A 25,456-nucleotide genomic window follows, 5' to 3' on the forward strand; every position below is an offset into this window, starting at 1 on the left:
TTACATTGAAGCGAATTTCTGATCGTCGAAAAGCCTAGTAGCCTTCCGCAGCCCGAAAGCGCTAAAGCAAAGGCGGGTTCGCACAATTCAAAATGCGGATGGCGGGGCAATTCGGTGGCTTACAATACCAAAACTTATAAGTGGTCCTATACGGGGACCCTTCTCTCCAACGGCATCGGCGACTTCAATGGAGATGACCGTCTGGATTTTGCTTATGGTGGCCCTGAGACGCCCTTCAAAAACCAGACACGTCCCTTCGACATCATCTCGATCACGGCCTCAGGTACGATCCTCGATTCGACCAAGATCATGAAATCCGCTCCCCGCGCGGTTCATGGCGGCGAGATGTTCGTCGGCGACCTGAACGGCGACGGCGTGGACGATTTCTTCTCCGGCAACAGCGGCTATGACAAGCCTCCCTTTCCGGGGGAGCGCAATACACTGATGCTGTCCTCGGGCAAGAAGCTGGTCAACGCCTCGTCCACCTTGCCGAGCCGCAATGAGTTCACGCATTCCGTGACCGGTGGCGACATCGACAATGACGGCGATATCGACCTCTTCGTAGGAGTGATGGGGTGGAACGAGTTCGGGCCCTACCTTCTGATCAATGACGGCAAGGGCAGGTTCACACAGAACGACAGCTTCATTCCAGATGCCATCGGCAAGGGATTCAATTTCGACGCGACCCACAGCGTTCCTGTCGCCAAGTTCGTCGATATCAACGCAGATGGCTTTCTCGATCTGGTGGCGGGTTTCTCGGAGGCGAGCGAGAAAGCAGGCGTCGCCTATCTCAACGATGGCACCGGCCATTTCATGCCTGAGAGCGCATCCTACCTTCCGACGGGCGTGTTCGGAGCCAAGAACACCATCGTGACCGATATCGTCGGCGTCGATGTGAACCGTGACGGCTATAACGATATCGTCCTGTCCACGACGGGTGGGGATCGTGAAAAAGGCAACTGGTACCGCGGCCAGAAATTGCAGGTTCTGATCAACGACGGAACCGGGCATTTCCGTGATGAAACCTCGGCCCGGGTCAAGCAGAACGGCAAGGGCAACTGGAACCAGTCGATCAAGGCCGTCGATGTCGATAATGACGGCGATAAGGACATTGTCGCTCAGAGCGACGATGTCGGCGGCCCCCTATCGAAGCAGACGGTGGTGTGGATCAATTCCGGCGGCAAGTTCACGCCTGCGCCGGCTTCTATGCTTAAGGGCTTCAAAGGAACAGTCGTCCCCGTGGACTTCAACAAGGACGGACGCATGGACTTTCTGTCCCTGCGGCAGGAGGGACGCCACTCCGACACATGGTCGTTCAGCACCCATCTCAACACCTCGAAGAAAGCGGCTTATCTCTGGGGTACCGATTACAGGGACAACCTGAAGGGTGACAACAGCGGAAACAAGATCTCGGGAGGTACAGGCAACGATACCCTGACGGGCGGCAAGGGGAAGGATGCGTTCCTGTTCGATGCTCCGCTACGGCGCAATGTGGACCGGATCACGGATTTCAGCGTGAAGGACGATTCGATCTGGCTCGACAATGCGTTCTTCCAGGGAATAGGCGCAGGCGCCCCCGCCAAGCCACGTAAGATGGCGGCCGATATGTTCAAGTTTTATGGCCAGGAGGGCGACGCCAAGATCGTCTACAACAAGGCTAGTGGCGGCCTCTATTACGATGCTGACGGATCGGGCCCAGGCGGGATGATCAAGTTCGCTCAAATCACCAAAAACCTGAAGCTCACCGCGGCCGATTTCTTCGTGATCTGAGTTTAAGCCGATTCTCGCCTTACCGGGTCGGTCCCGATTGTCAGGCACCGAACGGCACCTAGTTCTTCCCTGTTGCGGATGAGATGCTCAACCGAAGCGATCATCGCTCTGGAGGAAAAACATGGAAGCCAAGGAAGTTCACTACGGCCGGCTGATCGATCACATTCAGCTCGTGGTCAGGGATCTGTCGGCCAGCCGCCGATTCTATGAGGCGGTCTTCCAAGTGCTCGGTGTTCCGCTGGCCGGAAGCGGCGAGGATTATTTCTGGGCCGACGAGCTTTTCATCTCATCAGCCGACAGCTCGGCCGCCCAAGGCAAGCTGACGGGACGACACCATCTGGCCTTTCAGGCGCGTGATCCCGCAATGGTCGAAGCGTTCTATCGGGCGGCGCTCGCCAATGGCGGCAAGGATAATGGCCCGCCCGGCGAGCGTCCGTACCATCCCGGCTATTACGCCGCGTTCGTGCTCGATCCTGACGGGAACAACATCGAAGCCGTCTATCACGGCCCAGGCGCGCGAAGTGCGCCCTCGGTTCGCGTTACCTTTTGAAGGCTGCCGTCAGCCGTTGCCGTGCGAATAGGCAATCCTCATTCCTGCCCACGCTCACGCCGGCGGCGTTCGACCTCCTGCTTGATCAGGGCATCCAGAATTTCGCTCGGTACGGCCTTCGAGGGGCGGCTGGTGATGGCGCGCAGCCGTTCCATATCGAACTTCGGCTCGCGGTCCACGGTGAGAAGGCCGTTGGTCTCCTGCGCGGTATCGGTGAGTTGGGTGTAGCAGAAGCCCGCTAGCGCGGTGGAGGAGAGCAGCGCGTCAACCAGTTCCTCATAGCGCGCGAGCAGCTCGTCCGCGCTGGCGAATTGCCCGTAGCCGAACCAGTCCTCGGTGGCCTGCGGCACGAATCCAAGCCCGCCGAATTCGCTGATCACGATGGGCTCGTCCTCGATCTCGATGTCTTCGCCCAGGAGCGGATGATGATGCGGGCGCACATCGCGGAACGTGCGGGCAATGGTCTCCCGGTCCGCATAGCGTTCGCGCAGCATGTCGCCGGTGGGTGCGTAATCGTGCACGCCGAAGACATCGCCGACTGCATGTTGCCAGCCGTCATTGCCGATGACTGGCCGTGTAGGATCCAGCGCCTTGGTGAGATGATAGAGCGCGCGCACGAAATCGCGCTGCTGGGCCGAACGGTCGAGATCGGGCACGCCCCAGCTCTCGTTCAAGGGAACCCAGGTGATGATCGAGGGATGGCTGTAATCGCGCCGCACCGCTTCCATCCATTCGCGGGCGAGCATGTCCGCCGCGCGGTCCGAATACACATAGGCGTTCGCGGCCTCGCTCCAGACCAGCATGCCGAGCCTGTCGCACCAATACAGGAAACGCGGATCCTCGATCTTCTGGTGGATGCGGATGCCGTTGAATCCGAGCGCCTGCGCCAGCTCCACCTCGCGCTTGAGCGCCTCCGCATCGGGGGCGGCGAGCAGCGAATCCGGCCAGTAATTCTGCGCCAGCACGAGCCGCAGGAAGATCGGGATGCCGTTGATGATGAAGCGCCCGTCCCGCGCCTCGATCCGGCGTAGGCCGAAATAGCTCTCGATCCGGTCGACGACGGCGCCCTTGTCATCGATCAGCTCGATGGTCGCTTCGATGAGATTGGGGTGCTCTGGAGCCCAGAGCAGCGTTCGCCGCCTACGGATGGCCGCATCGTTGATGTCGAGAAGAAGATCGCGTCGGGTCTCGCGACCCGAGAGCAGGTACGTATCGTCGAGAAGCGTGCGCTCCGGCCTGTCGCCCGAGAGTCGCACGCGCAGGCGCCAGCCATCGGGAGGCCTGCGGTCCAGCCTCAGCACCATGCCGACGCCGAAGCGGTCCACATCGGGCGTCCAGCGCAGCTCGGCAATCGCGACCTTGGGCACCGGCTCGAGCCAAACCGGCTGCCAGATTCCCGTTGTGCGGTGATACCAGATATAGCCGGGCTGCTCCTCCCAATATTGCTTGCCGCGCGGCTGCTGCAGGTCGCGCGGCTCATCCTCGGCGCGAACCACGATCACTTGGGCTTCGCCGGGAATGAGAAGCGGCCCGATATCGGCGAAGAACGGCGTCTGTCCGCCCTCATGCTCCATGGCCATGCGGCCGTTGACCCAGACGCTCGCCTTGTAGTCGACGGCGCCGAAATGAAGGAGCAGTCGGTCTTTCCGGTCGGCTTCATCGATGCGGATCTCGCGGCGATACCAGACCACCCGATGAAAACCGGTTTCGTGCACGCCCGACTTTTCGCTCTCGGGCGGAAAGGGCACGAGGATATTCCGGTCGAAAGGCTCCGCTTGATCGAACCAGCGCTCCACCAATCCGCACTCGTCATCATCGAAGGCGAAGGCCCAGGTTCCGCACAGATCGATCCAACGGGTACGCCGAAGCTGAGGGCGCGGGTGGAGGGCGGCGGGAGAAAGCGTTTCGGTCATTCTGTCATCCACTCAGTAGCGACCGCTCTTGAGCCGATGATCGGCAGGCGGAGTGACAAGATCCAAGCGCTTCCCATGCGGTTGCTCCTGGGAAAAAGATCCATTGCGCCGCTCGCCGGGAGGAGCGATCTTGCCGTTCTTTCCTTCGGCCGGATTGAATGTCGGACCGGCAGACCGATGACGATTCTTCGGGTCCGTCTTCGGGTTTGTCATGGCCTCACCCCTCTGAAGGAAGCCAGATCGCTCTCGAGCCATTAACGCATGATGGTCGAAGCCGTTCTCATACGGCTGAAGCTTGTGAAACTTTCTCGCATGTGAACCGTTCCCTAACTTGGATCACATGCGGCCGAGGTTCGTCCGCGGCCCAACCGCTGTGCTGCAGTGGAAGCACTGACGCTCAAGGAACGGCCTCGGCATGACCCAAGCCCTCCCGACACGATCTCAGCTCAGGCGTTTGACTGCGCCGGATGCATTCTGGTGGTCCACCGGCATTGAGGACACCTTCATCACGGCCCCGCACCCGCTTACGGGACGGACGCTCGATGAGTACGAGCTGACGGGTCATTACGAGCGCTGGCACGACGATCTGGGGCTTGTGGCCGAGCTTGGCGTGCCCTGTGCCCGCTACGGTGTGCCTTGGCATCGCATCCAGCCAGCACCGCATGTCTGGGACTGGAGCTTTCCCGATGAGACCCTGGGACGCCTGCTCGATCTCGGCGTCGCGCCTCAGGTCGATCTGGTGCATTACGGATTGCCGTCCTGGATCGAGAATGCCTTCCTTAATCCCGATTATCCGAAGCTCGTTGCCGAATATGCAGCTCGCCTTGCCGAGCGCTTCCGGGGGCGCATCACCTGGTACACGCCGCTCAACGAACCGCGCATCACCGGCTGGTATTGCGGACGCCTCGGCTGGTGGCCGCCATTCCGGCGCAGCTGGCCCGGTTTCGTCGCGCTGATGCTCGCCATCGCAAAGGGCATGGTGGAAACGGTCAAGGCGCTGGAAAGCGTCGATCCAGAGATCGTTCCTTACTTCGTCGATGCGACGGATCTCTTCGATACGGACGATCCTGCTTTTGAAGACGAGGCGTATAGGCGGCAAGAGATCGTGTTTCTCGCCCTCGATCTCGTTTCGGGACGGATCGACGAACGACACGCATTGTGGGCCTGGCTCTTGAAGAACGGAGCGCAGGAAACCGAACTCACGTGGTTTCGCGATAATGCCCTCGCGCTTCCCGTGATCGGCATGAATCTTTATCCGATGTTCACGCAGAAGAAGCTCCTGCGCGACGCGGGAGGCCGCTTCCGCATTCGCATGCCTTATGCGGGGGGCGATCTCATCACCCGTCTCGGTCGCCTTTATTACGAGCGCTATCGCGCGCCGCTCATGATCTCCGAAACCGCATCCATGGGCTCGCTGCGCCGGCGTCTCGACTGGCTGGATGAATCGGTTGCGGCGACGCGGCAATTGCGCAGCGAGGGCATCCCGCTCGTCGGTTACACCTGGTGGCCGATGTTCTCTCTCGTCACCTGGGCATACCGCCAAGGCCGCCGACCGGTGAAGGAGCATCTGGCTCAGATGGGATTGTGGGACATCGTTCCGGATGAGGAAGATACGCTCCGCCGCGTGCGAACACCTGCGGTGGACGCCTACCAACGATTCGTGCGGGGGAAAATCGAATCCGTCGGCGCGCTATCGGCGGTTTCGTCTCCCATAGCCGCATCGCAATAAGAAGGGGAAGGCGGAATGTTTCGGAGCTATTTTCTGGCCGGATTCGAAGGCTCCACGGGCTTCAACCGGCATGGCCATTGGTTCGATCAGGTTGTTGCGACAGGACACGACAAAACCTTGGACGAGGATTACCGGCAACTGGCCGAACTCGACATTCATGGCGCGCGGGAGACCATCCGCTGGCCGCTCGTGGATCTGGGACGCGGGCGCTACGATTTCTCCACGGTCGAGCCTTTCGTCGAGGCGGCACGCCGCCATGGCGTGGAGGTGATTTGGGATCTGTTCCATTACGGCTATCCGCAAGACTTGGATCTATGGAGCACGGAGTTTCCGAAGCGCTTTGCCGATTACTGCTACGCGGTTGGCCGCTACATCGCTGCGCGCACCGAAGGCACCTGCACCTTCACGCCCGTCAACGAACCGTCCTTCATGGCTTATGCGGGAGGCGAGAAAGGCGTGTTCGCGCCCCATGTCACAGGACGCGGCTGGGATCTGAAAGTGGCGCTCACGCGGGCTGCCATCGAAGGCATCAATGCCCTGTGGGAGGCTTGTCCCGGCGCGCGCATGATCAATGTCGATCCCCTGTGCCGCGTGGCTGTTCCTTTTGACCGCCCTGAGCTTGCGGAGGAGGTACGCGACTTCAACGAGCGTCTCGTCTTTCAAAGCTGGGACATGCTGTGCGGCCGTCTTCTGCCCGAACTCGGCGGCAGCCGAGAACATCTCGATGTGGTCGGTATCAACTATTACTGGACAAACCAGTGGGAGTGGGGCGCAAAGCCACGCGAGGACGGCGTCGTGCCGCCGCTCGCCGACGACGATCCGCGTCGTTTGCCTCTCAGCGATCTCGTGCGCGCCGTGTGGGAGCGCTATGGCGGCGAAGTCATGCTCACGGAAACAAGTCATATCGGTGAGCATCGCGGACGCTGGCTGAGCGAGGTGGCGCAGGAATCGGAGGCTCTGCTGCGCGACGGCGTTCCAATCCGCGGCGTGTGCCTCTATCCAATCCTCGGCATGCCGGAATGGCACGATCCCGACATCTGGACCCCCATGGGCCTGTGGGACCCGGTCTGCCATCGCGATCCGTCCGGTGAGCGGCTGATCTGCGCACCCATGCTGGAGGCGCTGCAATCCGTGCGGCACGTAGATGAGCTTCACCAGGCCATCATCACCGCTTCGGTCAATGCCGGAATGCCGGTCAGACGGATACGCCGCGCGGCCAATCAGGTCGCAGCCGAATAGGCGTTGTCACAGTTGCCGAGAGTTTTGCTTACGGCTTGCCGATGGCCTGCGCGATCTGATCGATATTGGCCTGCAGAGCCTGTAATCCGCCGCCCATGAGGTACCAGTTGACCGGATCGAGATAGACCACCTGGCCCTTCTTCCACGCCGTCGTTTGGGCCACGAGATCGTTGTCCAGAATCCGCTGCGCCGATCCCGCCCCCTGGCCGACGGCGGCATCGCGGTCGAGAACGAAGAGCCAATCCGGATTGCTCCGCAGAACGAACTCCGCATTGATGGCCTGACCATGCGTGGCGACGGCGAGTCCCTCAGCCGCGGGCTTGATGCCGACGACATCGTGGATCAGGCCAAAGCGGGAGCCCGGTCCATAGACGCTCATCTTGCCGCCCGTGGTGAGAACGATCAGGCCCTTGCCCGCGCGAGCACCCAGCGGCCTGAGACTGGACAGGGCTGCTTCGATCCTGGCGATCCGCGCCTCGGCCTCTGCTTCTTTGCCGAAGATGCCGGCGAGGAGACGGGTGTTCTTGATGACGCTGCCCAGATAATCCTTCTGATCGACGGAGAGGTCGATGGTCGGGGCGATCTTCGACAGCTCCTGATACTTCGTCCGCGAGCGGTCGCCGACGACGATCAGATCCGGCCTGGCGGCGTTGACGGCCTCATAATCCGGCTCGAACAGAGTGCCGATTTTCTCGACCGAGCCCTGCTCGTATTTCGAGAGGTAAGACGGCAGAGAAAACTTCGGCACGCCCGCGACGGGAACGCCCAAGGCATCGAGAATGTCGAGCGTGCCCAAGTCGAAAGTCAGAACCTTCTCCGGCTTCGACGGGAGCTGAATGATGCCTTGCGCGTGAGGCACGCCGAGCGTTTGGGCGGAAGCGGCTCCAAAGCCGAGAGAGAGAATCGCCGCGATGTACAGGCTGGCAAGACGCTTCGGTCGAAAGATGCTTGAGACCGGCATGATGTTCTTCCTTCCAAGCAATGACGATGATTGAGTGCGGACGGCTTCCGCTATCTCTCCCAGACGATGCTGGGCTTTTCGCGGAAGGCGAAACCTTCGAGATGGGTCTTCACCACGTCCTGCACCCGCTCAAGGCCGGCCTCGTCCGCGCCCATGCATTGCAGGATGAGCTGGTTTTCTTCGGCCTGCATCGTGCAGGTCCCCCACGGAAAGGTGGCATGGCCCTTCTGCGTGTCGTACTCGACCTCGATCTTGTGCGCGAAGTGCTTGCAGAGCTGCACGAGGTAGCGGCTTGCCTTCGTGGTCTGCACATGGGCTTGGGAGTGAGGCATTCCTGAAAGTCCTTTAGCGAGAACGCAGAAGAGAGGAGCATCCGCAGACGCCCCTCTCTTCGACAACATATCTGTCGGCTTCGATCAGAACTTGACGTTCGCCGATAGATAGAAGCTCCGGCCCGGCGAGTAGACGGGGTTGATCATGTCCGTCTTCCCGTAGCTGCCACGGCTGTAATATTCCTCATCGAAGATGTTGCGCGCGTCGGCCCGCAAGGTCACGTTCTCGAGCCCGAACTGGGTCGGCTTCCATTCGACGAAAGCGTTGAAGAGATTGTAGCCGTTGATCGGGTAGAAACCTTCGGCGCGAAGGGCCTCGTCGTCCACTTCCAGAGCAAGCTCAGCGGAGGCGCCGACCGTCAGGCCATATTGCTGGAAGGTATAGGCGGCGCTGAACGTGAAGAGATCGCCCATGGCAATGCCGTTGTTGTAGTCGCTGGGAAGCGCGATGCGGTCTCCGTAGCGAACGTCGGCATGGCTGTACTTGGCGCTGAAATAGGCGTTCTCCCAATCGTAGCGCAGGGCGAGGTCGACGCCCTGGCTGCGCAGATCGTCGCCGTTGATGCGGATCGCGTTGTCGAAGTCATAGGCGACGGGGTTTTCCATGAGGGTATGGAAATAGGCCGCCTCCGCCGAGAAGCCGTTATAGGCGGCAAGCCTGACGCCGGCGCGGAAGTTGTGTGCCGTCGTCGGCTCCAGATCGGCCGCATAGGTGTAGTTGCGGGCGTGGAAGAAGCCTGTTTCCGCAAGCTCGATGCCGCCGAAATTGTAGCTGTAGCCACCGAAGATACTGACGTTCTTCGTGAGGAAGTATTCCGCCGAGATGTTGGGGCTCAACCCGCTGTTGTCGAGGTTCTGACCGTCGACGGCGTCATAGGACTGGTGGTCCAGGCGGATGCCGGTCGAGATGAACAGAGGCTCGATGGGACGCAGGCGGGCCTGCAGATAGGCGCCCACATTCGTGGCTTCTTCGCTGACATCATTGGGGAAGTAGAAGCGCTCCACATCGACGCTGGTGGTGTCAAAATCGAGGCCTGCCGTGAGGCTGCCCATGCCGAAGCCGAAAGTGTTCTGAACCTTGCCGCCGACGCTCGCCGTGCGCGAGTTGAAGTCGCCGGATGGGCGCGGATAGAAGCCGCCCGGACGATCCAGTTCGTTCCGGTTGTAGTAGAACAGCAGTTCCGGGTTGTAATAATCCGTCGGCTTCGTCGTCAGGTAACGGAAGGTCGTCGTGTAGCGGCGCGCTTCGTTGTAGTTGAAGAAGGGATTGATGAAGCCGAGATTGGGACGAAGGCGGCGGAACCCCTTATCCTGGACATATTCCTGCGAGAGCTGGAGGCGGTGGCCATCAGGCGACTCGTAGGCGAGCTTCGCAAGGCCGCTGACGAGATCCGTTGCCGTTCCAGGCTCCTCCAGCCCGCCGCCGTTCGTGTAATCCTGCCCCTCTTCACGCGTCAGGATGCCGAGGGCCTCGAAGCCGTTATGCATGCCGTAGCCCGCACCCGTGACGTTGTAGGTCTCGGAGTTGGTGTCGAAGCTCGAGGATAGGAAGCCGCCATAGGTTTTTCCGGGAAGAATCAGGTCCACCACGTCCTTGGTCTCGAACTTAACCGTGCCGCCGAGCGCCCCGGGGCCTGCATCGGCCGGCGACACGGCGGATTCCACTTTCACGGCCTTCAGGAGCTGCGGATTGATGATGATGTTGCCGTTGTGGTGCCAGACATTGCTCTTCTGCTGAGCGCCGTCGATCTGGACGTTCAATTTGCTCTGGTCGATACCGTGCAGATAGAACTTTTGGGACGCGACGCTGCCGCCCGCAACGGCGAAGGCCGGATCGTCCTGGAAGAGCTGCTTCAAATCCTTCGGGTTCTCGCGCTCGATGTCCTCCGATGACACGGCGACTTCGGAATTGGGGTCCGTCTTGGTCTCCTCGACCGTGATCGGATCGAGATTGACCGCAGCCTCCTGCGCCGCACCAGGCTGAATCTGGCAGAGCAGCAGGAGAGGCAGGCTGACCGCCGAGCAGAGAAGATTGAACTTGAAGTGAGTCATGAGGAGCCCCCAGGCCTTCTTGTTGTGGCAGCAACGCTTCCTGAGGCGGCATCGTCCGAGAACGCCTTGAGCATCATGCCATTACGGTGGGGGTGAATTACCGTCTTTCAAAGTGCCGTTCCAGAATCATTGCTTTTGCTAGGAAGCAAAATTCGTTTCATCAAGCGTCAAAAGGCGCATCGCTCGTGCATTCGGCGGCGCGGTTTGTTTAGAACGGTTCCATTATAGAGTATTTGTTGTTTCGATTGCTTCTAAAGAAGACGTTTTTCTTGATTCTAGTTGAGTAAAGACTTTGAAGGTTGTAACAGCAGGACATGAATTTGCATCAACGGCCCATTGATCGACAGATCAGCCGTTCAGAGCTGACTGCTCTGACGGAAGGGGAGAATTCCGGGTTCAGGCTCGTCGAGCCGGTGGAACTGCGCGACCACGAGGTGGCGGTGACGGGCGATGTGCATTACTTGCGCTTCCGCTCGGGGTTGACGATGCACTGCTCCAACACCCTTGAGGTTCGCAACCTGACGACGCAGGTCGTCCAGGAGGCCGGATTGTCGTGCTTCCTCTTCCTCCAAGGCGATGTCGAGATGCGTTTGGGCGCACGATCTTTCAGGCTCGGCGCTTTCAACGATGCTCACGGCGCGCCTTCGCCCAATGGGATCATCGTCAATTGCGCGAAGCCGGATCTTCTGACGCGCATCTCCGAAAAGGGACGGCATATCCGCAAGCTCGTCATCACCGTGCCGGCCGATTGGTGCGAGACGGAGAGCCCCTCGCGATCCGTCGATGACCAAGCCCTTCGGCGTTTCTGCGGCACGCATCTGGCGTCTGCATCGTGGAAACCGTCACCGAGAGCCGTGTCGCTTGCCGAGCAGATTCTGCGGTCTTCCAACTACAACGACATTCTCCAGCGTCTGATGATCGAAAGCCGCTCGCTGGAGATTGCCGGCGAGGCCTTCGCCTCGCTCGCGGCGGAGGCGGGTTTGCAGCAGCAGGCGCTTCGCACGCGGGAATACGAGCGCATCCGCGCCATTGCCGAGCAATTGAGCACGGGCGGATCATTGCCGGGTTCCATCGAAGAGATCGCGCGCGATGCCGGCATGAGCAGCTCCTCCTTGCAGCGGCATTTCCGGGCGGCTTACGGCGTGAGCGTCTTCGAATTCATCCGCAACGCGAAGCTCGACGAGGCGAGGCGCCTTCTGATGCGGGACGGCGTCAGCGTGAGCGAGGCCGCCTATCGCGCGGGATATTCGAGCGCCGCCAATTTCGCGACCGCCTTCAAGCGCCGCTTCGGCCTCTCGCCCAAGCACGTTCGAGGATAGCGCCGGCAGCCCTCGCGGATGTCAGAGCTTTCCCTGAAATGCGGCGATGGATTCATCAAGATGGTGTGGCGACCGTGTTCCGGTCAAAATCACGCCGTTGAAGGATTGCTTCTGGATGAAGCTCAAGGCGCTCTGCAACGCGTGGAGCCTGTCGCCGTTATCCGGAACGATCTGGCCCATGCCGAAGGGGCGGTTGACGAGGACGCTCATGCCCGCATCCCGCGCCATTGCGAAGGCCGGTTCGAGAGCGGTGAACAGCTGGTTGTAGGGAAACTGGATCGTGGCGAACGCACCGGAGCTGCAGGCAATGCGGGCGGCTTCGAGATCGCTGATGCTGGCGCCGAGGGCGTCGATTCCGTTGGAACGCGCATAGGCGATGGCGCGCTCGACGTCTTTTGAGGCGAGCGCGGTGGCGGTTGCCTTGTGGATCTGAAGCAGGTCGATGCGGCCAAGCCGCTCAAAGCTTTTGTCCAGGCTCCGGCACAGGGCATCGTAGGAATGATCGGTGAAGGCGGCTTGTTCTTCCGCATTCCAATGCTCGCCCATCTTCGTCGCGATAGTGAGGTGCGAATTCTTGGCGCCCTGACTTTCGAGAAAGCGCCCGAAGGTCGTCTCGCTCGTGCCATAGGCGGGAGCCGTGTCGAAGAACGTGACCCCTTGCGCGACCGCATGATCGAGCAGCGTCAGCGCATCGTCTTCCGTGGGAGGCAGGCCCTGGCGATGGCCCCATGCGCGGCCAATCGAGAGCAATCCCAAGCCTAGGCTGATGTCTGTGCTCATGAGCGCGGGACTTTGGGATGGAAGAACGATTGCGGCTTCACATCGCCCATCGTGAAGTCATCCCTGGTGGAGATGACCTGTCCGACATCAAGCCGAAGCTTCCGGGCGACGCCCTGGCCTTTCAGGAGAGCGGCGCGGGCATCCGGGTCGGGATCGCGGAACGACCCTCCGGCGGCAAGATAGCAGCTGTCGACCGTGATCATGCCGAGGAGCTGGCTGCCCGATCCGAGAAACGTCTCGCCGAAAACCGATGCGCCCCCCTGATAGCGGCCTTGATCCCCGATGGTGATGCGCACGCCCGCGCGGTCGGCCTTCGCGGTGAAGCCGCCGCCTTCCCCGAACAGGTTGCCGTTGCCGATGGTCAGCGTTCCCGCATCTGCGGCGAGCCACGTGCCTGCATAGAACGTGTTGCCGTCTCCGATGGTGAGTTCACTGGCCGAGGAGCAATGGATGGTCACGCCGGGGTAGAAGATGTTGTTCGCGCCGATGCGCGCATGTTTTGCGATCAGTGTGGAGAAGGGATCGAGGATCGTGTTGCCCCGCTCGCCCAAGGCCAGCACCGCCTCGATTTCGAGGAAGCCCTGTGCCCGGCGCGTTTCATCGATCTTCGCGATCAGGGTGGATTCAAGAGCCATGTCTTCCTCATGCAACTGACTGTCACAATGCTTAAGTCGCAGAGGCTTAAGGCTGCAAGATCTTTCACCCCTTCAATTTTGATTGGGTCTCAGCCAATCGCTCTGAAGTGTCGGCATCCGGTGTGAGCCGCAACGAGGACCATCTCGCCCGGTTCAAGGGCTTACGGGCGCGATTTGCCGTGCAGGCGTGAAGGGCATAGAAATGAAGGCCATGGAGAAGAAAGAACCGATCCTGCCGGTGGATGACGAGGCGCGGCTTCTCGCCAAGAGGCTCATGCGCACGGCCCGCTCCGGCGCGCTCGCCACCAACGGCACTGACGACGGCATGCCTTTCGCCAGCCTCGTGTCGGTGGGCACCGATCTCGACGGCACACCTGTGATCCTCACCTCCCAGCTCTCGGTTCACACGCGCCTGCTCGCAGCGGATCCGCGCTGCTCGCTGCTGCTCTCCACCATCGGCAAGGGCGACCCGCTCGCTCATCCGCGCCTCACATTGCTGGCGCAGGCCGAGCGGCTGGAGCCTGGCTCCGAAAAGGCACAAGCCATTCGCCGCCGCTACCTGCTGCAGCGTCCGAAAGCTGCTCTCTACGTGGACTTTCCCGATTTTGCCTTCTGGAGGCTCAACCTCTCCTGGGGCAGCCTCAATGGCGGCTTCGGCCGCGCCTATCGCATGGCGCGGGAGGATCTGCTCACCGATCTCGCCGCCTTCCCCGATTTTGCGGAACTCGAAGCAGGCGCGGTGGAGCACATGAATGAGGATCACGCCGAGGCGGTGGGGCTTTATGCGACCAAGCTCTGCGGAGCCAAGGAAGGCCCGTGGCGGCTCATCGGCATTGACCCGGAAGGCCTGCAGATGGCGCTCGGCGACGAGCTGATCCGCTTGGATTTTGCAACGCCGCTCGCGGGCCCTGGCGAGCTGCGCATGAAGCTCGTGGAACTGGCCAAGGAAGCTCGCGCCAAGGAGGCCTGACGAGGGCTGAGGCATCTTGGGGCTTGCCACGGGCCGGTCCGGACTGCATCAAGGGGCAGGATCGCGCAACAATGACACGATCTGCCGATTCCTGAAGTCCATTGCCGTCATGCCCTTTGCCGCCTTTCTTGCCCGTCTTCGCTCCATCCTCGCGGCCCTTGCCGATGCGGGGACGAGCTTTGCGCGCAACGACGGCTTGGCCATGGCAAGCCATGTGGCGCTGTCCCTCGTCATTGCGCTGTTTCCGTTTCTCATCTGCGTGGCGGCCCTGGCGGCTTTTCTCGGGGCAGGGCGCATCTCCACGCATATCGTTCACCTGCTCTTCGATTTCTGGCCCGAGGGTGTTGCGGGGCCGCTCGCGAGCGAGGCGGACAAGGTGCTTGTGCCCAAGCGCAACGTGCTGACCATCTCCATTGTCATCACGCTGTTGGTGGCGACGAACGGCGTCGAGAGCCTGCGCGTGGCGCTCTGCCGGGCCTATGGTGTTGCGCGCTTCCGGCCCTGGTGGCAGGCGCGGCTCATCGGCATCGGATTCGTGTTGGTAGGCGCGGGCGCGCTCGTCGCCGCGTCCGTTCTCGTGGTGTTGTGGCCGTCCATCTGGCGCGCCACGGTGTCGACCATAACGGATCTGAAATCCGTGCGGCTCACCTACGATCTCGTGCGCTATGCGCTCGCCACTATCGTGCTCGTCGTAGGGCTCACGGCCACGCATCTGTGGCTGACGGATATTCGCCCCAATCTGAAGGACGTGGCGCCCGGCGTGGCGGCAACGCTGGTTCTCTGGCTTGCGGGCGCAACGCTCTACGGCGAGTTCCTTGCCAATGTCGCGCATATCAAGTCGACCTATGCGGGACTGGCCGGAATTCTGACCTCGCTGATCTTCCTGCAGATCTCCGCCGCCATCTTCATTTTCGGCGCGGAGCTGAATGCGGCTTTGCGTCGTCGCAGATCGGCAGCAAGCGAGAATGCTCGATCTTCAGTCGAAGCAGGCATCGTCCCGGCACCGCAACCCTGACCGACTGACAGCCCCCTTATCGTCCATTTTCTGTGGGCCTCAGCCGACTAAGGCAAAGGTTATTTCGTAAATATTACAGCGACTTAAAATATATAAACACTATTACAAATGTATAATGAATCGAACTCCCTAAGGGAAAGTCAATAACCCTAAGTGATTAGATATAACGTATAATGTAGGAAAATATCGTTTCTATGCTATCGCCAAGGTCGTGGGGGCATCCAGTACAAGGAAATGCCCATGACAAACAGAACCGTCATTAACGGTGACAATGGATCGAACTCGCTTCTGGGTACCGAAGCGGCTGAGATCGTTTACGGCTTCACGTCCCATGATTCCCAGACCGCCTCGATCCAGGCGACGAAGGTTGCGTCGGGCTTCGCATGGCCGGGGCTTATTCTGGCCATGTCCGCCCCGCCGAACGATCCGGATCATATGTTCATCGTTCAACGGAACGGGATCATCAAGGTTCTCGACATCGCGACCGGCCAGGCCAAGGCTGCACCCTTCCTCGATGTTTCGTCGGAAGTGCCGATGACGGGCGAGCAGGGCATGCTCGGGTTCACCTTCGATCCGAACTACGACGATAATGGCTATGTCTACGTCTACATGAGCACTCACTCGGGTGACGTGGAAATCCGCCGCTACACCACATCCGCCGACGATCCTCACGCGATCGATCCAGGCAGCAAGCATATCGTCAAGACAATCGACTTTCCGGAAGACACCAACCGGCACCGGAGCGGGTGGATGGATTTCGGACCGGACGGATATCTCTATGTCGCCGTCGGCGATGCTCAGTCTGGAGCGAATGCACAGCGGCTCGACAATCCTTTCGGCAAGGTTCTGCGCCTCGACGTTCATGGCGACGACTTCCCCGACGATCCGGGTCGGAACTACGCCGTCCCTGCGGACAATCCGCGTACCATTGCAGGCATTGCGGGCGATGCCTCAGGCACCGGCATCTTCGCCGCGGGCCTCCGCAATCCATGGAAAGGAGGCTTCGACCGGGCGACGGGCGAACTCTACGTATCCGATGTCGGCGAGATGAAAGCGGAGGAGATCAATCTTATTCGGTCCGGCGCCAATTATGGATGGAGCCAAACCGAAGGATATTTCAATGAAGCGCAATACCCGGACTACACCAATCCCATCCACGCTTATACGCGCAGCGTTGGAACCACTGTTGTCGGCGGATATGTTTATCGCGGACAGGAAGACGCTTTTCACGGTCAGTATTTCTTCGGCGACTACAACAAGCACAAAGTTTGGACCATGGGCGTTGGCGATTCAGTGCGACCGCCTGTGACCGATATTACCCTGGACATCGAGGATGATTTCGGCCGGCTGCGCAGCCCCCTCGTGTTCGGTGAGGATGCGCTTGGAAATCTCTACATGGCCACGGCGCTCGGGGATCTCATGACGCTGACGCCGCAAACAACGTCGTTCGATGAGGCGGATTTGATCGACGCGGGAGGCGGCGACGATGTCGTTTATTCCGGCGCAGGCGACGACACGGTCTTCGGCGGCACGGGTAACGATGCCCTCAACGGCATGAGCGGCAACGACTCCCTCGATGGCGGCGCGGACCAGGACCGCATGCTCGGCGGACGCGGCAATGACACCTATGTCGTCGACGATGTGAAGGATGTGGTTGTCGAGAAGACCGGCGAAGGCAAGGACACGATCAAGACCAAGGTGAGTTATGCTCTCACGGATGCCATGTCCGTCGAAGTGCTTTGGACGACGAACACGGCCGGCACGGCCGCCATCAACCTGACTGGCAACAAGCTTGATAATCAGATCTCCGGCAATGCGGGAATTAATCTTCTCTCAGGTCTTGCTGGAGCCGACATCATCCGCGGACTCGGTGGAGATGATCAGATCAACGGCGGCACAGGCAATGACGATCTGCATGGCGACGCCGGAAACGATCGTCTTTATGGTGGAGCGGGGGATGACAAGCTGGAAGGCGGTGCAGGAATGGACCGCCTGACGGGAGGTACCGGCGCCGACACGTTCGTGTGGCTTGCGACAACGGATACGAGCATCGTGACGGCGCAGGCCGACATTGTCCTCGACTTCAACGAGGCTCAGGGCGACCTGCTAAGTCTCTTGAACATCGATGCCCGGGAAGATCGTGACGGTGCCCAGGCTTTCGTCTTCATCGGCACGGATGCTTTCACCAGGGCCGGTCAGGTTCGTTATGAGACGGCGGGCAGCGAAACGCTGGTCTATCTCAACACCGATACGGATCTTGAGGCCGAAGGCATGATCCGCCTTTCGGGCATTCACAATCTGAGCGCCGAGAACTTCATCCTTTGATGAAATGAAATGCACCGCCGCTTCTTGAAAGCGGCGGTGTTTCTCAAGCCGACATGTGCATGAAGAGCGCGGCCTTGACGAGACGGTCGGGGCCGAGATCGTCATGCGCGTCGAAGTTCATCAACTCGGCAAGCCGTCGGCGCGCGCGGTTGATGCGGCTCTTGATGGTGCCGATATTCGTGCCGCAGATGCGTGCCGCGTCCTCGTAGGTCAATCCTTCCGCCGTCACGAGCAGAAGCGCTTCGCGCTGATCGAGGGGAAGTTGACTGAGGGCTTTCAGCATGTCCGCAAAATCGAGGCGCGAGCCTTGCTCCGGCAGCACGGCGACTTTCTCGGCCCATGCGCCTTCCGGATCCTCAACCTCGCGCTTTCTGCGGCGGGCCTGGGTCAGGAAATCGTTGCGCAAGATCGTGAAGAGCCAAGCCTGCATGCTGGTGCCGGGCTGGAACTTGTCGAGATTGCTCAAGCCTTTCAGAAGGGCGCCCTGCACAAGGTCGTCGGCCCGGTCCACACTGCCGCAGAGAGAGATGGCAAAGGCGCGCAAATGAGGGATCGCGGCTAGCATCTGCTCCTTAAGGGGTGTTTCAGCCGCCATACGGTGTCCCTTCCGATCCCAGAACCCGCGAGCAGACGCTTCTTGGCGGATGGGCGCATTAACTTATGTGAGGCCTGGCTGCTTTATCGGCAAAATTCGACGGCCAGAGAGTAAGGTGACGAAGAGCGTCGGCAAGATATCGCAATCCGGAGAGCAGTTGAGGAGTCAGTCCATTGCGGCATGAATCGAACCTATTTTTGCGGAAGAGTTTCACCTTGAGATCGTTAAGCTTTTCCCAAGCTACAGACTTACATAAGTGAATGCAGTGACATTTAAGGCAATCGAAGGTCAGGCATGCGCTGAGCCAGGAGTGATTCGCCTCAAGACCTTTTTCATCGATCTGGTTCGAGCCACCTGCCCAGTGTTGCCAATGACAGGTCAGAAAAATTCCATGCCTTTACCGCGTTGCATGATCGTCGAAGACCAGGCTCTCATCGGGATGTCGCTTGAGGCCTCCCTTGAAGAATCCGGGTTCGCGGTCGAGGGCCCTTTCATGAGCATCGCCCAGGCTCTGAACTGGCTGGAAAGCGACGCCCCGGACATTGCCCTTCTCGACATCATGCTCAAGGACGGGACATCGCTGGAGATCGCCCGCGCACTGAAAGGCCGGGGCATCCCCTTTGTAGTCTATTCCGGATTGCCTCCGAATGAGGCCGCGCCGGCTGAATTGCGAGACGCGCCCTGGCTTGAGAAGCCGGTCAGCCGTGAAACCTTGGCGGATACTCTCCGAACCGCGATGATGCCATCATAGGCGCGTGTATTGACGGCTCCCGATGCAAACGGGGTCAAAACGGAACATCGGCACACGAAACGCCGTTTTCCCGCATATCGTGTCCTGGAGGACGCTATGCGTATTCAGTTCAAGGCCTTGATGGCCTCCGCTTTTCTGCTGAGTGGCGTCGCAATGTTCGATCCCGGCCCGGCTTCAGCCCAACAAGTAGGCCCCCCACGCATTCCCCCTTCGCCCAGTCTTGGAGGCGGTCCGGGAGGTGGAGGCCGCTTCCTTCCTCCTTCGGGCGGCGGCCCAGTAGCCCCGAGCTTCCGAGGTGGTTCCTACGGACCCAGATATGCCGGTCCGCGCTCTTACGGCGGAGCCTATGCAGGGCGTCCCTATTATCGATCCGGCTATTACGGCGGGCGCTCCTATCGGCCTGCTTATTACGGGCGGCGGTATTACGGGGGCTACCCCTACGGCTATTACAACCGCGGCTATTACAATGGCGGCGCGGCCGTGGCGGGCCTGATCGGCGGCCTTACCCTCGGCGCCTTAGCGAACCCCTATTATTATGGGCCGGGCTATTATGCGCCGGCCTATTACGGACCCCGTTGCGTGCTGGAGCGCAGGCGTGTGGTCAACCGCTACGGTCACCGTGTCTGGCAACGGGTACGGGTCTGTTACTGAGCCTCAAAAGCCCCGCCTCGTGCGGGGCTTTCATGATCGTTGAAGCGGGGCTTAAGACGAGCTAGAGCGGTAGCGGCTTTTCAGGTAACTTGCCTTTCATGACAATACGCTTTCATCGCGGTGACCTGCCCGCGGATTATCAGCCCGGCTCCGCCATCGCGATCGATACCGAGACGCTCGGCCTCAACCCGCACCGTGACCGGCTCTGCGTGGTGCAAATTTCGAAGGGCGACGGCGATGCCGACGTGGTGCAGATCCTGAAGGATGGCCCCCGCCCCGAAAACCTGATCCGTGTTTTGGCGGATGAGAGCGTGCTCAAGATCTTTCATTATGCCCGCTTCGATCTGGCCGTGCTCTTTCATGCCTTCGCCGTGATGCCGCGGCCGGTCTATTGCACCAAGGTGGCTTCAAGGCTGGTGCGCACCTATACGGACAGGCATGGGCTGAAGGACCTGGTGCGGGAATTCCTCGGAGTGGAACTGTCCAAACAGCAGCAATCCTCCGATTGGGGCGCCGATACCCTCACTCCGGCACAGCTTGATTATGCAGCCTCCGACGTGCTGCATCTTCATGCCCTCAAGGAAAAGCTCGACCTGCGGCTTGAGCGGGAGAACCGGCTCGGGATTGCCCATCAATGTTTCTCGTTCCTGCCGACACGGGCGCAGCTCGATCTCCTCGGCTGGCCCGAGACCGACATTTTCGCCCATAGTTGACGCAGACTTAAACTTTCCCGCATAAACCCCATATCCGTCATAACATCGCCATTACCGTCAGGCATGGCGCCAGACCGTGATGGGACGCAAGGGATTGGATTGAGCGTGGCGGGATTTCAGGGCACCACGATGCAGAGTGGCCCGGCCTCGGGGTCGGCTACGCGCTCGCGCGCCTTCAACAAGGCCCGGCGTCATTCCCGCTGGGTGCGGTTGGCAAAGGTCGCCATTCCCCTGGGCTCCCTCCTGTCGATGGCTGCCGTGGCGGCTTTCGCCTATTTCGAGCCTTTCCGGCAGATCGATGATCTGAGCTTCGGCTCCATTGGTGTCAACGGCACCAACGTGACCATGGAAGCGCCCAAGCTCACCGGCTTCAAGAACGACAACCGGCCCTATGAGGTGACCGCCAGCGCCGCCACACAGGATGTGCGTAAGCCCAACTTCGTGGAGCTCAAGGATCTGCGCGCCCGCATCGTCACCGACGACAAGGGCAGCGCAGCCAGGCTCGAAGCCGATATCGGCATTCTGGACACGCAGAAGGAGCAGATGAACCTGCGCCAGAACGTCCGTGTGCGGACGGATGGCGGCCAGGAGGTCCACATGCGCTCCGCCTTCGTGAACTTCAAATCCGGCGGCGTGACGTCGAACGAGCCCGTGACCGTGATCCTCGGAGGCAACGGCCAGATCGAGGCCGAGGGGCTTCGGGTCACCGATAACGGCAAGATCCTGAGTTTCAGGGGACGCGTGCGCACCACCTTCCTGCCCGCGAAATCTTCCGAGCCTGCCGCTCCTGCCGATACGGGCTCCGCTAATCCCGCCTCTTCTCCTGCCGCCCCCAAGGCGGCTCAACCGACAAGTGTCCGTCCATGATGAGTTTCGCCCGCTCCGCGCTCGCTCTCGCGCTTCTCCTCCCGGCAGCGACATCCGCCGCCTGGGCTCAGGCCTCGAAGGAGCGCGCCGTCGGCTTCGGCAATTTCGGCTCCAGCAAGGAGCCGATCAAGATCGACGCCAACAAGCTCGATGTGTTCGACAAGGAAGGACGCGCGGTCTTCTCCGGCGACGTGGTGGCCGTTCAGGGCGAAAGCACCATGAAGTGCACGGCCATGACCGTCTTTTACGAGCAGCAGAACCAGGGCGGCGCGCAACCCGCCGCAGCAACCCCGCAGGGTCCCAGCGAGAGCGCGATCAAGAAGATCGACTGCAAGGGTCCGGTCACCATCGTGTCCCGCACGCAGGTGGCCACCGGCGACAACGCCACCTTCGACCGGGGCGCTAACAAAATCCTGCTCAACGGCAACGCAGCTTTGAGCGACGGTCCCAACGTGACCCGCGGCGAGCGTGTGACCTATGACATCAACACGGGTGTGGCGAGCATCGATACCAAGCCCGGTGGCCGCGTGCGGGCCCTGTTCGTTCCCGGACAAGGCGCGCCGGCTCCGACGGGTGCCGGCAACGCCAAGCCCAAGCCGTAACATTCTCGAGATGAGGCTGGCGCATCGTCTGGCCTTCTCCTTTTAGCGATGGATTCCGTGAAGCCTTTCTTCAACCGCCCTCAATCCGTTCCTGCGGACACGACGACCTTGGCCCGCCAAGCGGCAGGGCCGTCGCCGCATGGCTTCGGTCGCTTAGGCGATACGGGCGTGTTCGGCGGACCCGGCATTCTCGCCGTCAAAGGTCTGCAGAAGAGCTATCGCGGCCGCACCGTCGTGCAGGATGCGGGCTTGAACGTGCGCGCCGGCGAGGCTGTGGGCCTGCTCGGACCCAACGGCGCGGGCAAGACCACGATCTTCTACATGATCACCGGCCTCGTGCAGGCCGATCGCGGCGTCATCAGCCTTGACGGGCATGATGTGACGGGCCTGCCCATGTATCGCCGTGCGCGTCTGGGCATCGGCTACCTGCCGCAGGAAGCCTCGATCTTTCGCGGCCTGTCCGTCGAGGATAACATCCGCGCCGTGCTCGAGATCGTTGAGCCGAGCCGCAAGGAGCGCGAGCGAAAGCTCGATGCGCTGCTCGACGAGTTCAACATCACGCGTCTGCGCAAGGCGCCTTCCATCGCGCTGTCGGGCGGCGAGCGCCGCCGCTGCGAGATTGCTCGCGCGCTCGCGGGCGAGCCCACCTTCATGCTGCTCGACGAGCCCTTCGCGGGCATCGATCCGATTGCGGTGGGCGACATTCAAAACCTCGTGCGGCACCTCACCCGCCGCGGCCTCGGCGTGCTGATCACCGACCACAACGTGCGCGAGACGCTGGGCCTCATCGATCGCGCCTACATCATCCATTCCGGCCGCGTGCTCACGGAAGGAACGTCGGACGCCATCGTCGCGAACGAGGAAGTGCGCCGTCTCTATCTCGGCGAGGATTTCCGTCTCTAAGCGAAGGTAGGACGATCTGTCTTTTGACGGAGCCGTCGACGGCGCGGTAAAAGCAGAGGGCATGCAAGAAGCATGCCCGATCTTCGCCGGGTACTGTCCAATGAGCTGCCGTCCATGAGTTCGATTCAGCGGCTTGAGTTGCGCCAGGGGCAGTCCCTGACGATGACGCCCCAGCTCGTTCAGTCCATCAAGCTCCTGCAACTCTCCCATGCGGAGCTCGCGGCCTATGTGGAAGCCGAGCTCGAACGCAATCCGCTCCTGCAGGAAGCGGAGGCGAACGGCGATGCGCCGCTTCCCAGCCTCGCGGATTTCCTGCGCGCCAAGCAGAGATATGCCGAGACCGGTGGACGCATGATCCCCGGGCCGCCGCCATCGCGAACGGAAAGCGCAGCGGGTGCCTCCTCTCAAGGTGCAGCCTCCGCGCATTCGGAGCTGCAGCCTGAACTCGAGGCCACGATTGCCGGTGTACAGAGCCTGACCGAATATCTCGAAGCGCAGCTCGACCTGGCATCCGCCAATGCGTCCTTGCGCGAGATCGCGCGGCACCTGATTCATGCTCTCAACGATGCCGGATACATGACCGAGGATTTGGCAGATCTGGCGGAACGCTTGCGTATTTCTCCGGACCAGGCCGAAACCGCGTTGCGCCTGATCCAAACCTTCGAGCCCTCCGGTATCGGCGCGCGCAATCTGCAGGAATGCCTGGAGATCCAGCTGCGGGAGCGCGACCGGCTCGATCCTGCCATGCAGGCTCTGCTCTCGCGCCTCGATCTCGTGGCAAAACAGGATCTCGCGACGCTTCAGAAGATCTGCGGCGTCGACCGGGAGGATCTCGTCGACATGCTCGCCGAGATTCGCCGCCTGGAGCCCAAGCCAGGCCTTGCCTTCACGGCGGCTCCCATAGACGTGCTCGTGCCCGATGTGCTGGTGCGGCCTTCAGCCGATGGCGGCTTCATCGTTGAGCTCAATCCCGACACGCTGCCGCGCATCTTGCTCAACCGCACCTATTACACTGAGGTCGCGAAAGCCGTGCGCAAGGATGAGGACAAGAGCTTCCTCTCCGATTGCATGCAATCCGCCAGCTGGCTCACCCGCAGCCTGGACCAGCGGGCGAAGACCATCCTGACGGTCGCGACCGAAATCGTGCGCCAGCAAGAGGCCTTCTTCCGGGAGGGCATCGCCTCATTGCGACCCATGACCCTGAGAAGTATCGCCGAGGCCATCGGCATGCACGAGTCCACGATCTCCCGGGTTGCGGCCAACAAGGCCATCGGAGCAGGTGGCGTTACCTATCCCATGAAGTTCTTTCTCAGCGCCGCGACGGGCGAGGGGGAGCATGCGGCAAAAGCCGTGCGTCACCGCATTCGCCAGCTGATCGAAGCGGAGGCGCCGGACGATGTGCTCTCGGATGAGGCACTTGCCCAACAATTGAAGGCGGAAGGCATCGTGGTCGCTCGCCGAACCATCGCCAAATATCGCGAGGCCTTGCGCATTCCCTCCTCGGCCGAGCGCCGGAGGAGGCACCGCTTGAGGATATTGTAAAGCCTGAAAGACGCTTGCTTTGCCGCCCGTTCGGATCATCATGGGATTCAATCAGTCCTGTGCAAATGGGCGTAAAAGAGAGGGAGGTCGTCAATGGCGCTGAGGGTTTCCGGCAAAAATCTCGACATCGGCGAGGCTCTTCGCTCCCAGGTGACGGATCGGGTGGCGACCGCCCTGTCGAAGTACTTCGACGGCGGCTATTCCGGCCATGTGACGGTGGCCCGGGACGGCACCGGCTTTCGCACCGATTGCGTGCTCCACCTGACCTCGGGAATCACTATCGAGGCATCGGGTGCCGCTCAGGACGCCTATGCCAGCTTCGATCAATCAGCGATTCGCATCGAAAAGCGCCTGCGCCGCTACAAGCAGCGGCTCAAGGAACACGCCAATCCCAACGGCGACGGGCGCGATACAGGCCTGGAAGCCCCCTACGCCGTGTTCGAGGCTCCCACCGACGAGGCTGTCGAGGATTCCGGCTATCACCCTGTAGTGATTGCGGAAACCACGAAGCCGCTTCATCGCTTATCGGTCAGCCACGCGGTGATGCAGCTCGATCTGACGGGAGTGCCCGTTCTCGTGTTTATCCACGCTAGCACCGGCCGCGTGAACGTCGTATACCGCCGCGGCGACGGGGCGATCGGATGGGTCGACCCAACTCCCGCTCAGCCTTGATAGGTATTACCCTTCTTGGCCTGGTTTTTGCCTGGAACGGTGAGAGGCCTTTGAGGCTTCACACTCTAATGCAGCGTGATCGATGCCCTTGCTGGATTTTCTAGACCCCCAGGCCGTTCTTCCCGCCCTGCGCGTGAGCGGCAAAAAGCAAGCTCTTCAGGAGCTGGCCACCCATGCGGCGAAGCTCACGGGCTTGCCCGAGAACGCCATCTATGAGGCCCTTCTTCAGCGCGAGCGCCTCGGCTCCACCGGGATTGGCGAGGGAATCGCCATTCCGCACGGCAAGCTGCCGGGTCTCACCCACATCTTCGGCCTGGTCGCCCGGCTCGAGAAGCCGGTCGATTTCGAGGCCCTCGACGCCCAGCAGGTGGATGTGCTCTTCCTCCTCCTGGCGCCGGAAGGGGCAGGGGCGGATCACCTGAAAGCCTTGGCCCGCGTCGCGCGGGTGCTGCGTGAGCCCGGCCTCATCGAACGGGTGCGCGCCACCAAGGACGCGGCTGCCCTCTACGCCATCATGACCGAGTTGCCGAAGGCGGCCTGACGCCTTCAAAACGCAAACTTCGCGCAAGC

General features: G+C 61.0%; 24 protein-coding genes. 17 read left to right on the forward strand and 7 right to left on the reverse strand.

Annotated features, from left to right (window positions below):
* Positions 1-114 precede the first annotated feature (114 nt).
* Both MHY87_RS07985 and MHY87_RS07990 read left to right on the forward strand, forming a co-directional pair.
* Positions 115-1,770 (forward strand): FG-GAP-like repeat-containing protein, encoded by a 1,656-nt coding sequence (locus MHY87_RS07985; protein WP_239350893.1) that lies wholly within the window; start codon positions 115-117, stop codon positions 1,768-1,770.
* A gap of 121 nt (positions 1,771-1,891) precedes the next feature.
* The gene (locus MHY87_RS07990; protein WP_239350895.1) at positions 1,892-2,320 is read left to right on the forward strand and encodes a VOC family protein; all 429 of its coding nucleotides are present in this window, start codon (positions 1,892-1,894) and stop codon (positions 2,318-2,320) included.
* A 38-nt stretch (positions 2,321-2,358) separates the two neighbouring features.
* On the opposite strand, the gene MHY87_RS07995 is transcribed toward MHY87_RS07990, so the two are convergent.
* On the reverse strand, positions 2,359-4,233 hold the full coding sequence (locus MHY87_RS07995) for a glycoside hydrolase family 2 protein (protein WP_239350896.1): 1,875 nt from the start codon (positions 4,231-4,233) through the stop codon (positions 2,359-2,361).
* A 415-nt stretch (positions 4,234-4,648) separates the two neighbouring features.
* On the opposite strand from MHY87_RS07995, the gene MHY87_RS08000 reads away from it, so the two are divergent.
* The gene (locus tag MHY87_RS08000; RefSeq protein ID WP_239350897.1) at positions 4,649-5,962 is read left to right on the forward strand and encodes a family 1 glycosylhydrolase; all 1,314 of its coding nucleotides are present in this window, start codon (positions 4,649-4,651) and stop codon (positions 5,960-5,962) included.
* 15 nt (positions 5,963-5,977) lie between these two features.
* Positions 5,978-7,201, forward strand: a complete 1,224-nt coding sequence (locus MHY87_RS08005) for a glycoside hydrolase (protein WP_239350898.1) — start codon at positions 5,978-5,980, stop codon at positions 7,199-7,201.
* Between the two features lie 28 nt (positions 7,202-7,229).
* Here the strand turns inward: MHY87_RS08005 and MHY87_RS08010 are convergent, their stop codons facing one another.
* From MHY87_RS08010 to MHY87_RS08020, 3 genes are all read right to left on the reverse strand, one after another.
* Complete coding sequence (locus MHY87_RS08010; RefSeq protein WP_239350899.1) at positions 7,230-8,162, reverse strand: siderophore ABC transporter substrate-binding protein; 933 nt, start codon at positions 8,160-8,162, stop codon at positions 7,230-7,232.
* Between the two features lie 50 nt (positions 8,163-8,212).
* Positions 8,213-8,494 carry a DUF2218 domain-containing protein gene (locus tag MHY87_RS08015; protein WP_239350900.1) on the reverse strand — a complete coding sequence of 94 codons (282 nt, stop codon included), beginning with the start codon at positions 8,492-8,494 and terminating at the stop codon, positions 8,213-8,215.
* Between the two features lie 84 nt (positions 8,495-8,578).
* The gene (locus MHY87_RS08020; RefSeq protein ID WP_239350901.1) at positions 8,579-10,546 is read right to left on the reverse strand and encodes a TonB-dependent receptor domain-containing protein; all 1,968 of its coding nucleotides are present in this window, start codon (positions 10,544-10,546) and stop codon (positions 8,579-8,581) included.
* A gap of 314 nt (positions 10,547-10,860) precedes the next feature.
* Here MHY87_RS08020 and MHY87_RS08025 point away from each other — a divergent pair, with 314 nt between their 5' ends.
* Positions 10,861-11,865 carry a helix-turn-helix transcriptional regulator gene (locus tag MHY87_RS08025; protein WP_239350902.1) on the forward strand — a complete coding sequence of 335 codons (1,005 nt, stop codon included), beginning with the start codon at positions 10,861-10,863 and terminating at the stop codon, positions 11,863-11,865.
* A gap of 21 nt (positions 11,866-11,886) precedes the next feature.
* On the opposite strand, the gene MHY87_RS08030 is transcribed toward MHY87_RS08025, so the two are convergent.
* Positions 11,887-12,645 (reverse strand): aldo/keto reductase, encoded by a 759-nt coding sequence (locus MHY87_RS08030; protein WP_239350903.1) that lies wholly within the window; start codon positions 12,643-12,645, stop codon positions 11,887-11,889.
* Positions 12,642-13,280 carry an AraC family transcriptional regulator gene (locus MHY87_RS08035; RefSeq protein ID WP_239350904.1) on the reverse strand — a complete coding sequence of 213 codons (639 nt, stop codon included), beginning with the start codon at positions 13,278-13,280 and terminating at the stop codon, positions 12,642-12,644. Before MHY87_RS08035 ends, MHY87_RS08030 begins: the two co-directional genes overlap by 4 nt.
* A 211-nt stretch (positions 13,281-13,491) precedes the next feature.
* Between MHY87_RS08035 and MHY87_RS08040 the strand changes: the two genes are divergently transcribed.
* The 3 genes from MHY87_RS08040 to MHY87_RS08050 all read left to right on the forward strand — a co-directional run bounded on the left by MHY87_RS08040 (position 13,492) and on the right by MHY87_RS08050 (position 17,590).
* Complete coding sequence (locus MHY87_RS08040; RefSeq protein ID WP_239350905.1) at positions 13,492-14,250, forward strand: HugZ family protein; 759 nt, start codon at positions 13,492-13,494, stop codon at positions 14,248-14,250.
* Positions 14,251-14,266: 16 nt separating this feature from the next.
* Positions 14,267-15,265, forward strand: coding sequence for a YihY/virulence factor BrkB family protein (locus tag MHY87_RS08045; RefSeq protein ID WP_239350906.1), 999 nt, complete (start codon positions 14,267-14,269; stop codon positions 15,263-15,265).
* A 240-nt stretch (positions 15,266-15,505) separates the two neighbouring features.
* Positions 15,506-17,590 carry a PQQ-dependent sugar dehydrogenase gene (locus MHY87_RS08050; protein ID WP_239350907.1) on the forward strand — a complete coding sequence of 695 codons (2,085 nt, stop codon included), beginning with the start codon at positions 15,506-15,508 and terminating at the stop codon, positions 17,588-17,590.
* Between the two features lie 43 nt (positions 17,591-17,633).
* Here MHY87_RS08050 and MHY87_RS08055 read toward each other — a convergent pair whose 3' ends face one another.
* The gene (locus MHY87_RS08055; protein ID WP_239350908.1) at positions 17,634-18,185 is read right to left on the reverse strand and encodes a sigma-70 family RNA polymerase sigma factor; all 552 of its coding nucleotides are present in this window, start codon (positions 18,183-18,185) and stop codon (positions 17,634-17,636) included.
* A 310-nt stretch (positions 18,186-18,495) separates the two neighbouring features.
* On the opposite strand from MHY87_RS08055, the gene MHY87_RS08060 reads away from it, so the two are divergent.
* From MHY87_RS08060 to ptsN, 9 genes are all read left to right on the forward strand, one after another.
* Positions 18,496-18,936: a response regulator gene (locus MHY87_RS08060; protein ID WP_239350909.1), complete on the forward strand. Its 441-nt coding sequence runs from the start codon at positions 18,496-18,498 to the stop codon at positions 18,934-18,936.
* A gap of 96 nt (positions 18,937-19,032) precedes the next feature.
* On the forward strand, positions 19,033-19,587 hold the full coding sequence (locus MHY87_RS08065) for a hypothetical protein (RefSeq protein WP_239350910.1): 555 nt from the start codon (positions 19,033-19,035) through the stop codon (positions 19,585-19,587).
* A 98-nt stretch (positions 19,588-19,685) separates the two neighbouring features.
* On the forward strand, positions 19,686-20,300 hold the full coding sequence (locus tag MHY87_RS08070) for a ribonuclease D (RefSeq protein ID WP_239350912.1): 615 nt from the start codon (positions 19,686-19,688) through the stop codon (positions 20,298-20,300).
* A gap of 105 nt (positions 20,301-20,405) precedes the next feature.
* Positions 20,406-21,167, forward strand: coding sequence for an LPS export ABC transporter periplasmic protein LptC (gene lptC / locus MHY87_RS08075; protein ID WP_239350913.1), 762 nt, complete (start codon positions 20,406-20,408; stop codon positions 21,165-21,167).
* Entirely contained in the window at positions 21,164-21,769 is a 606-nt protein-coding gene (locus MHY87_RS08080; protein ID WP_239350914.1) for an LptA/OstA family protein, read from the forward strand. Before lptC ends, MHY87_RS08080 begins: the two co-directional genes overlap by 4 nt.
* 48 nt (positions 21,770-21,817) lie before the next feature.
* On the forward strand, positions 21,818-22,672 hold the full coding sequence (lptB, locus tag MHY87_RS08085) for an LPS export ABC transporter ATP-binding protein (RefSeq protein WP_239350915.1): 855 nt from the start codon (positions 21,818-21,820) through the stop codon (positions 22,670-22,672).
* A 114-nt stretch (positions 22,673-22,786) separates the two neighbouring features.
* Positions 22,787-24,214: an RNA polymerase factor sigma-54 gene (rpoN, locus tag MHY87_RS08090; RefSeq protein ID WP_239350916.1), complete on the forward strand. Its 1,428-nt coding sequence runs from the start codon at positions 22,787-22,789 to the stop codon at positions 24,212-24,214.
* 93 nt (positions 24,215-24,307) lie between these two features.
* Positions 24,308-24,886: a ribosome hibernation-promoting factor, HPF/YfiA family gene (gene hpf / locus MHY87_RS08095; protein WP_239350917.1), complete on the forward strand. Its 579-nt coding sequence runs from the start codon at positions 24,308-24,310 to the stop codon at positions 24,884-24,886.
* Between the two features lie 82 nt (positions 24,887-24,968).
* A complete protein-coding gene (gene ptsN, locus MHY87_RS08100; RefSeq protein WP_239350918.1) occupies positions 24,969-25,427 on the forward strand; it encodes a PTS IIA-like nitrogen regulatory protein PtsN in 459 nt (152 codons plus the stop codon).
* Positions 25,428-25,456 lie beyond the last annotated feature (29 nt).

The organism is Microvirga sp. ACRRW (assembly GCF_022346925.1).
Classification (GTDB): domain Bacteria; phylum Pseudomonadota; class Alphaproteobacteria; order Rhizobiales; family Beijerinckiaceae; genus Microvirga.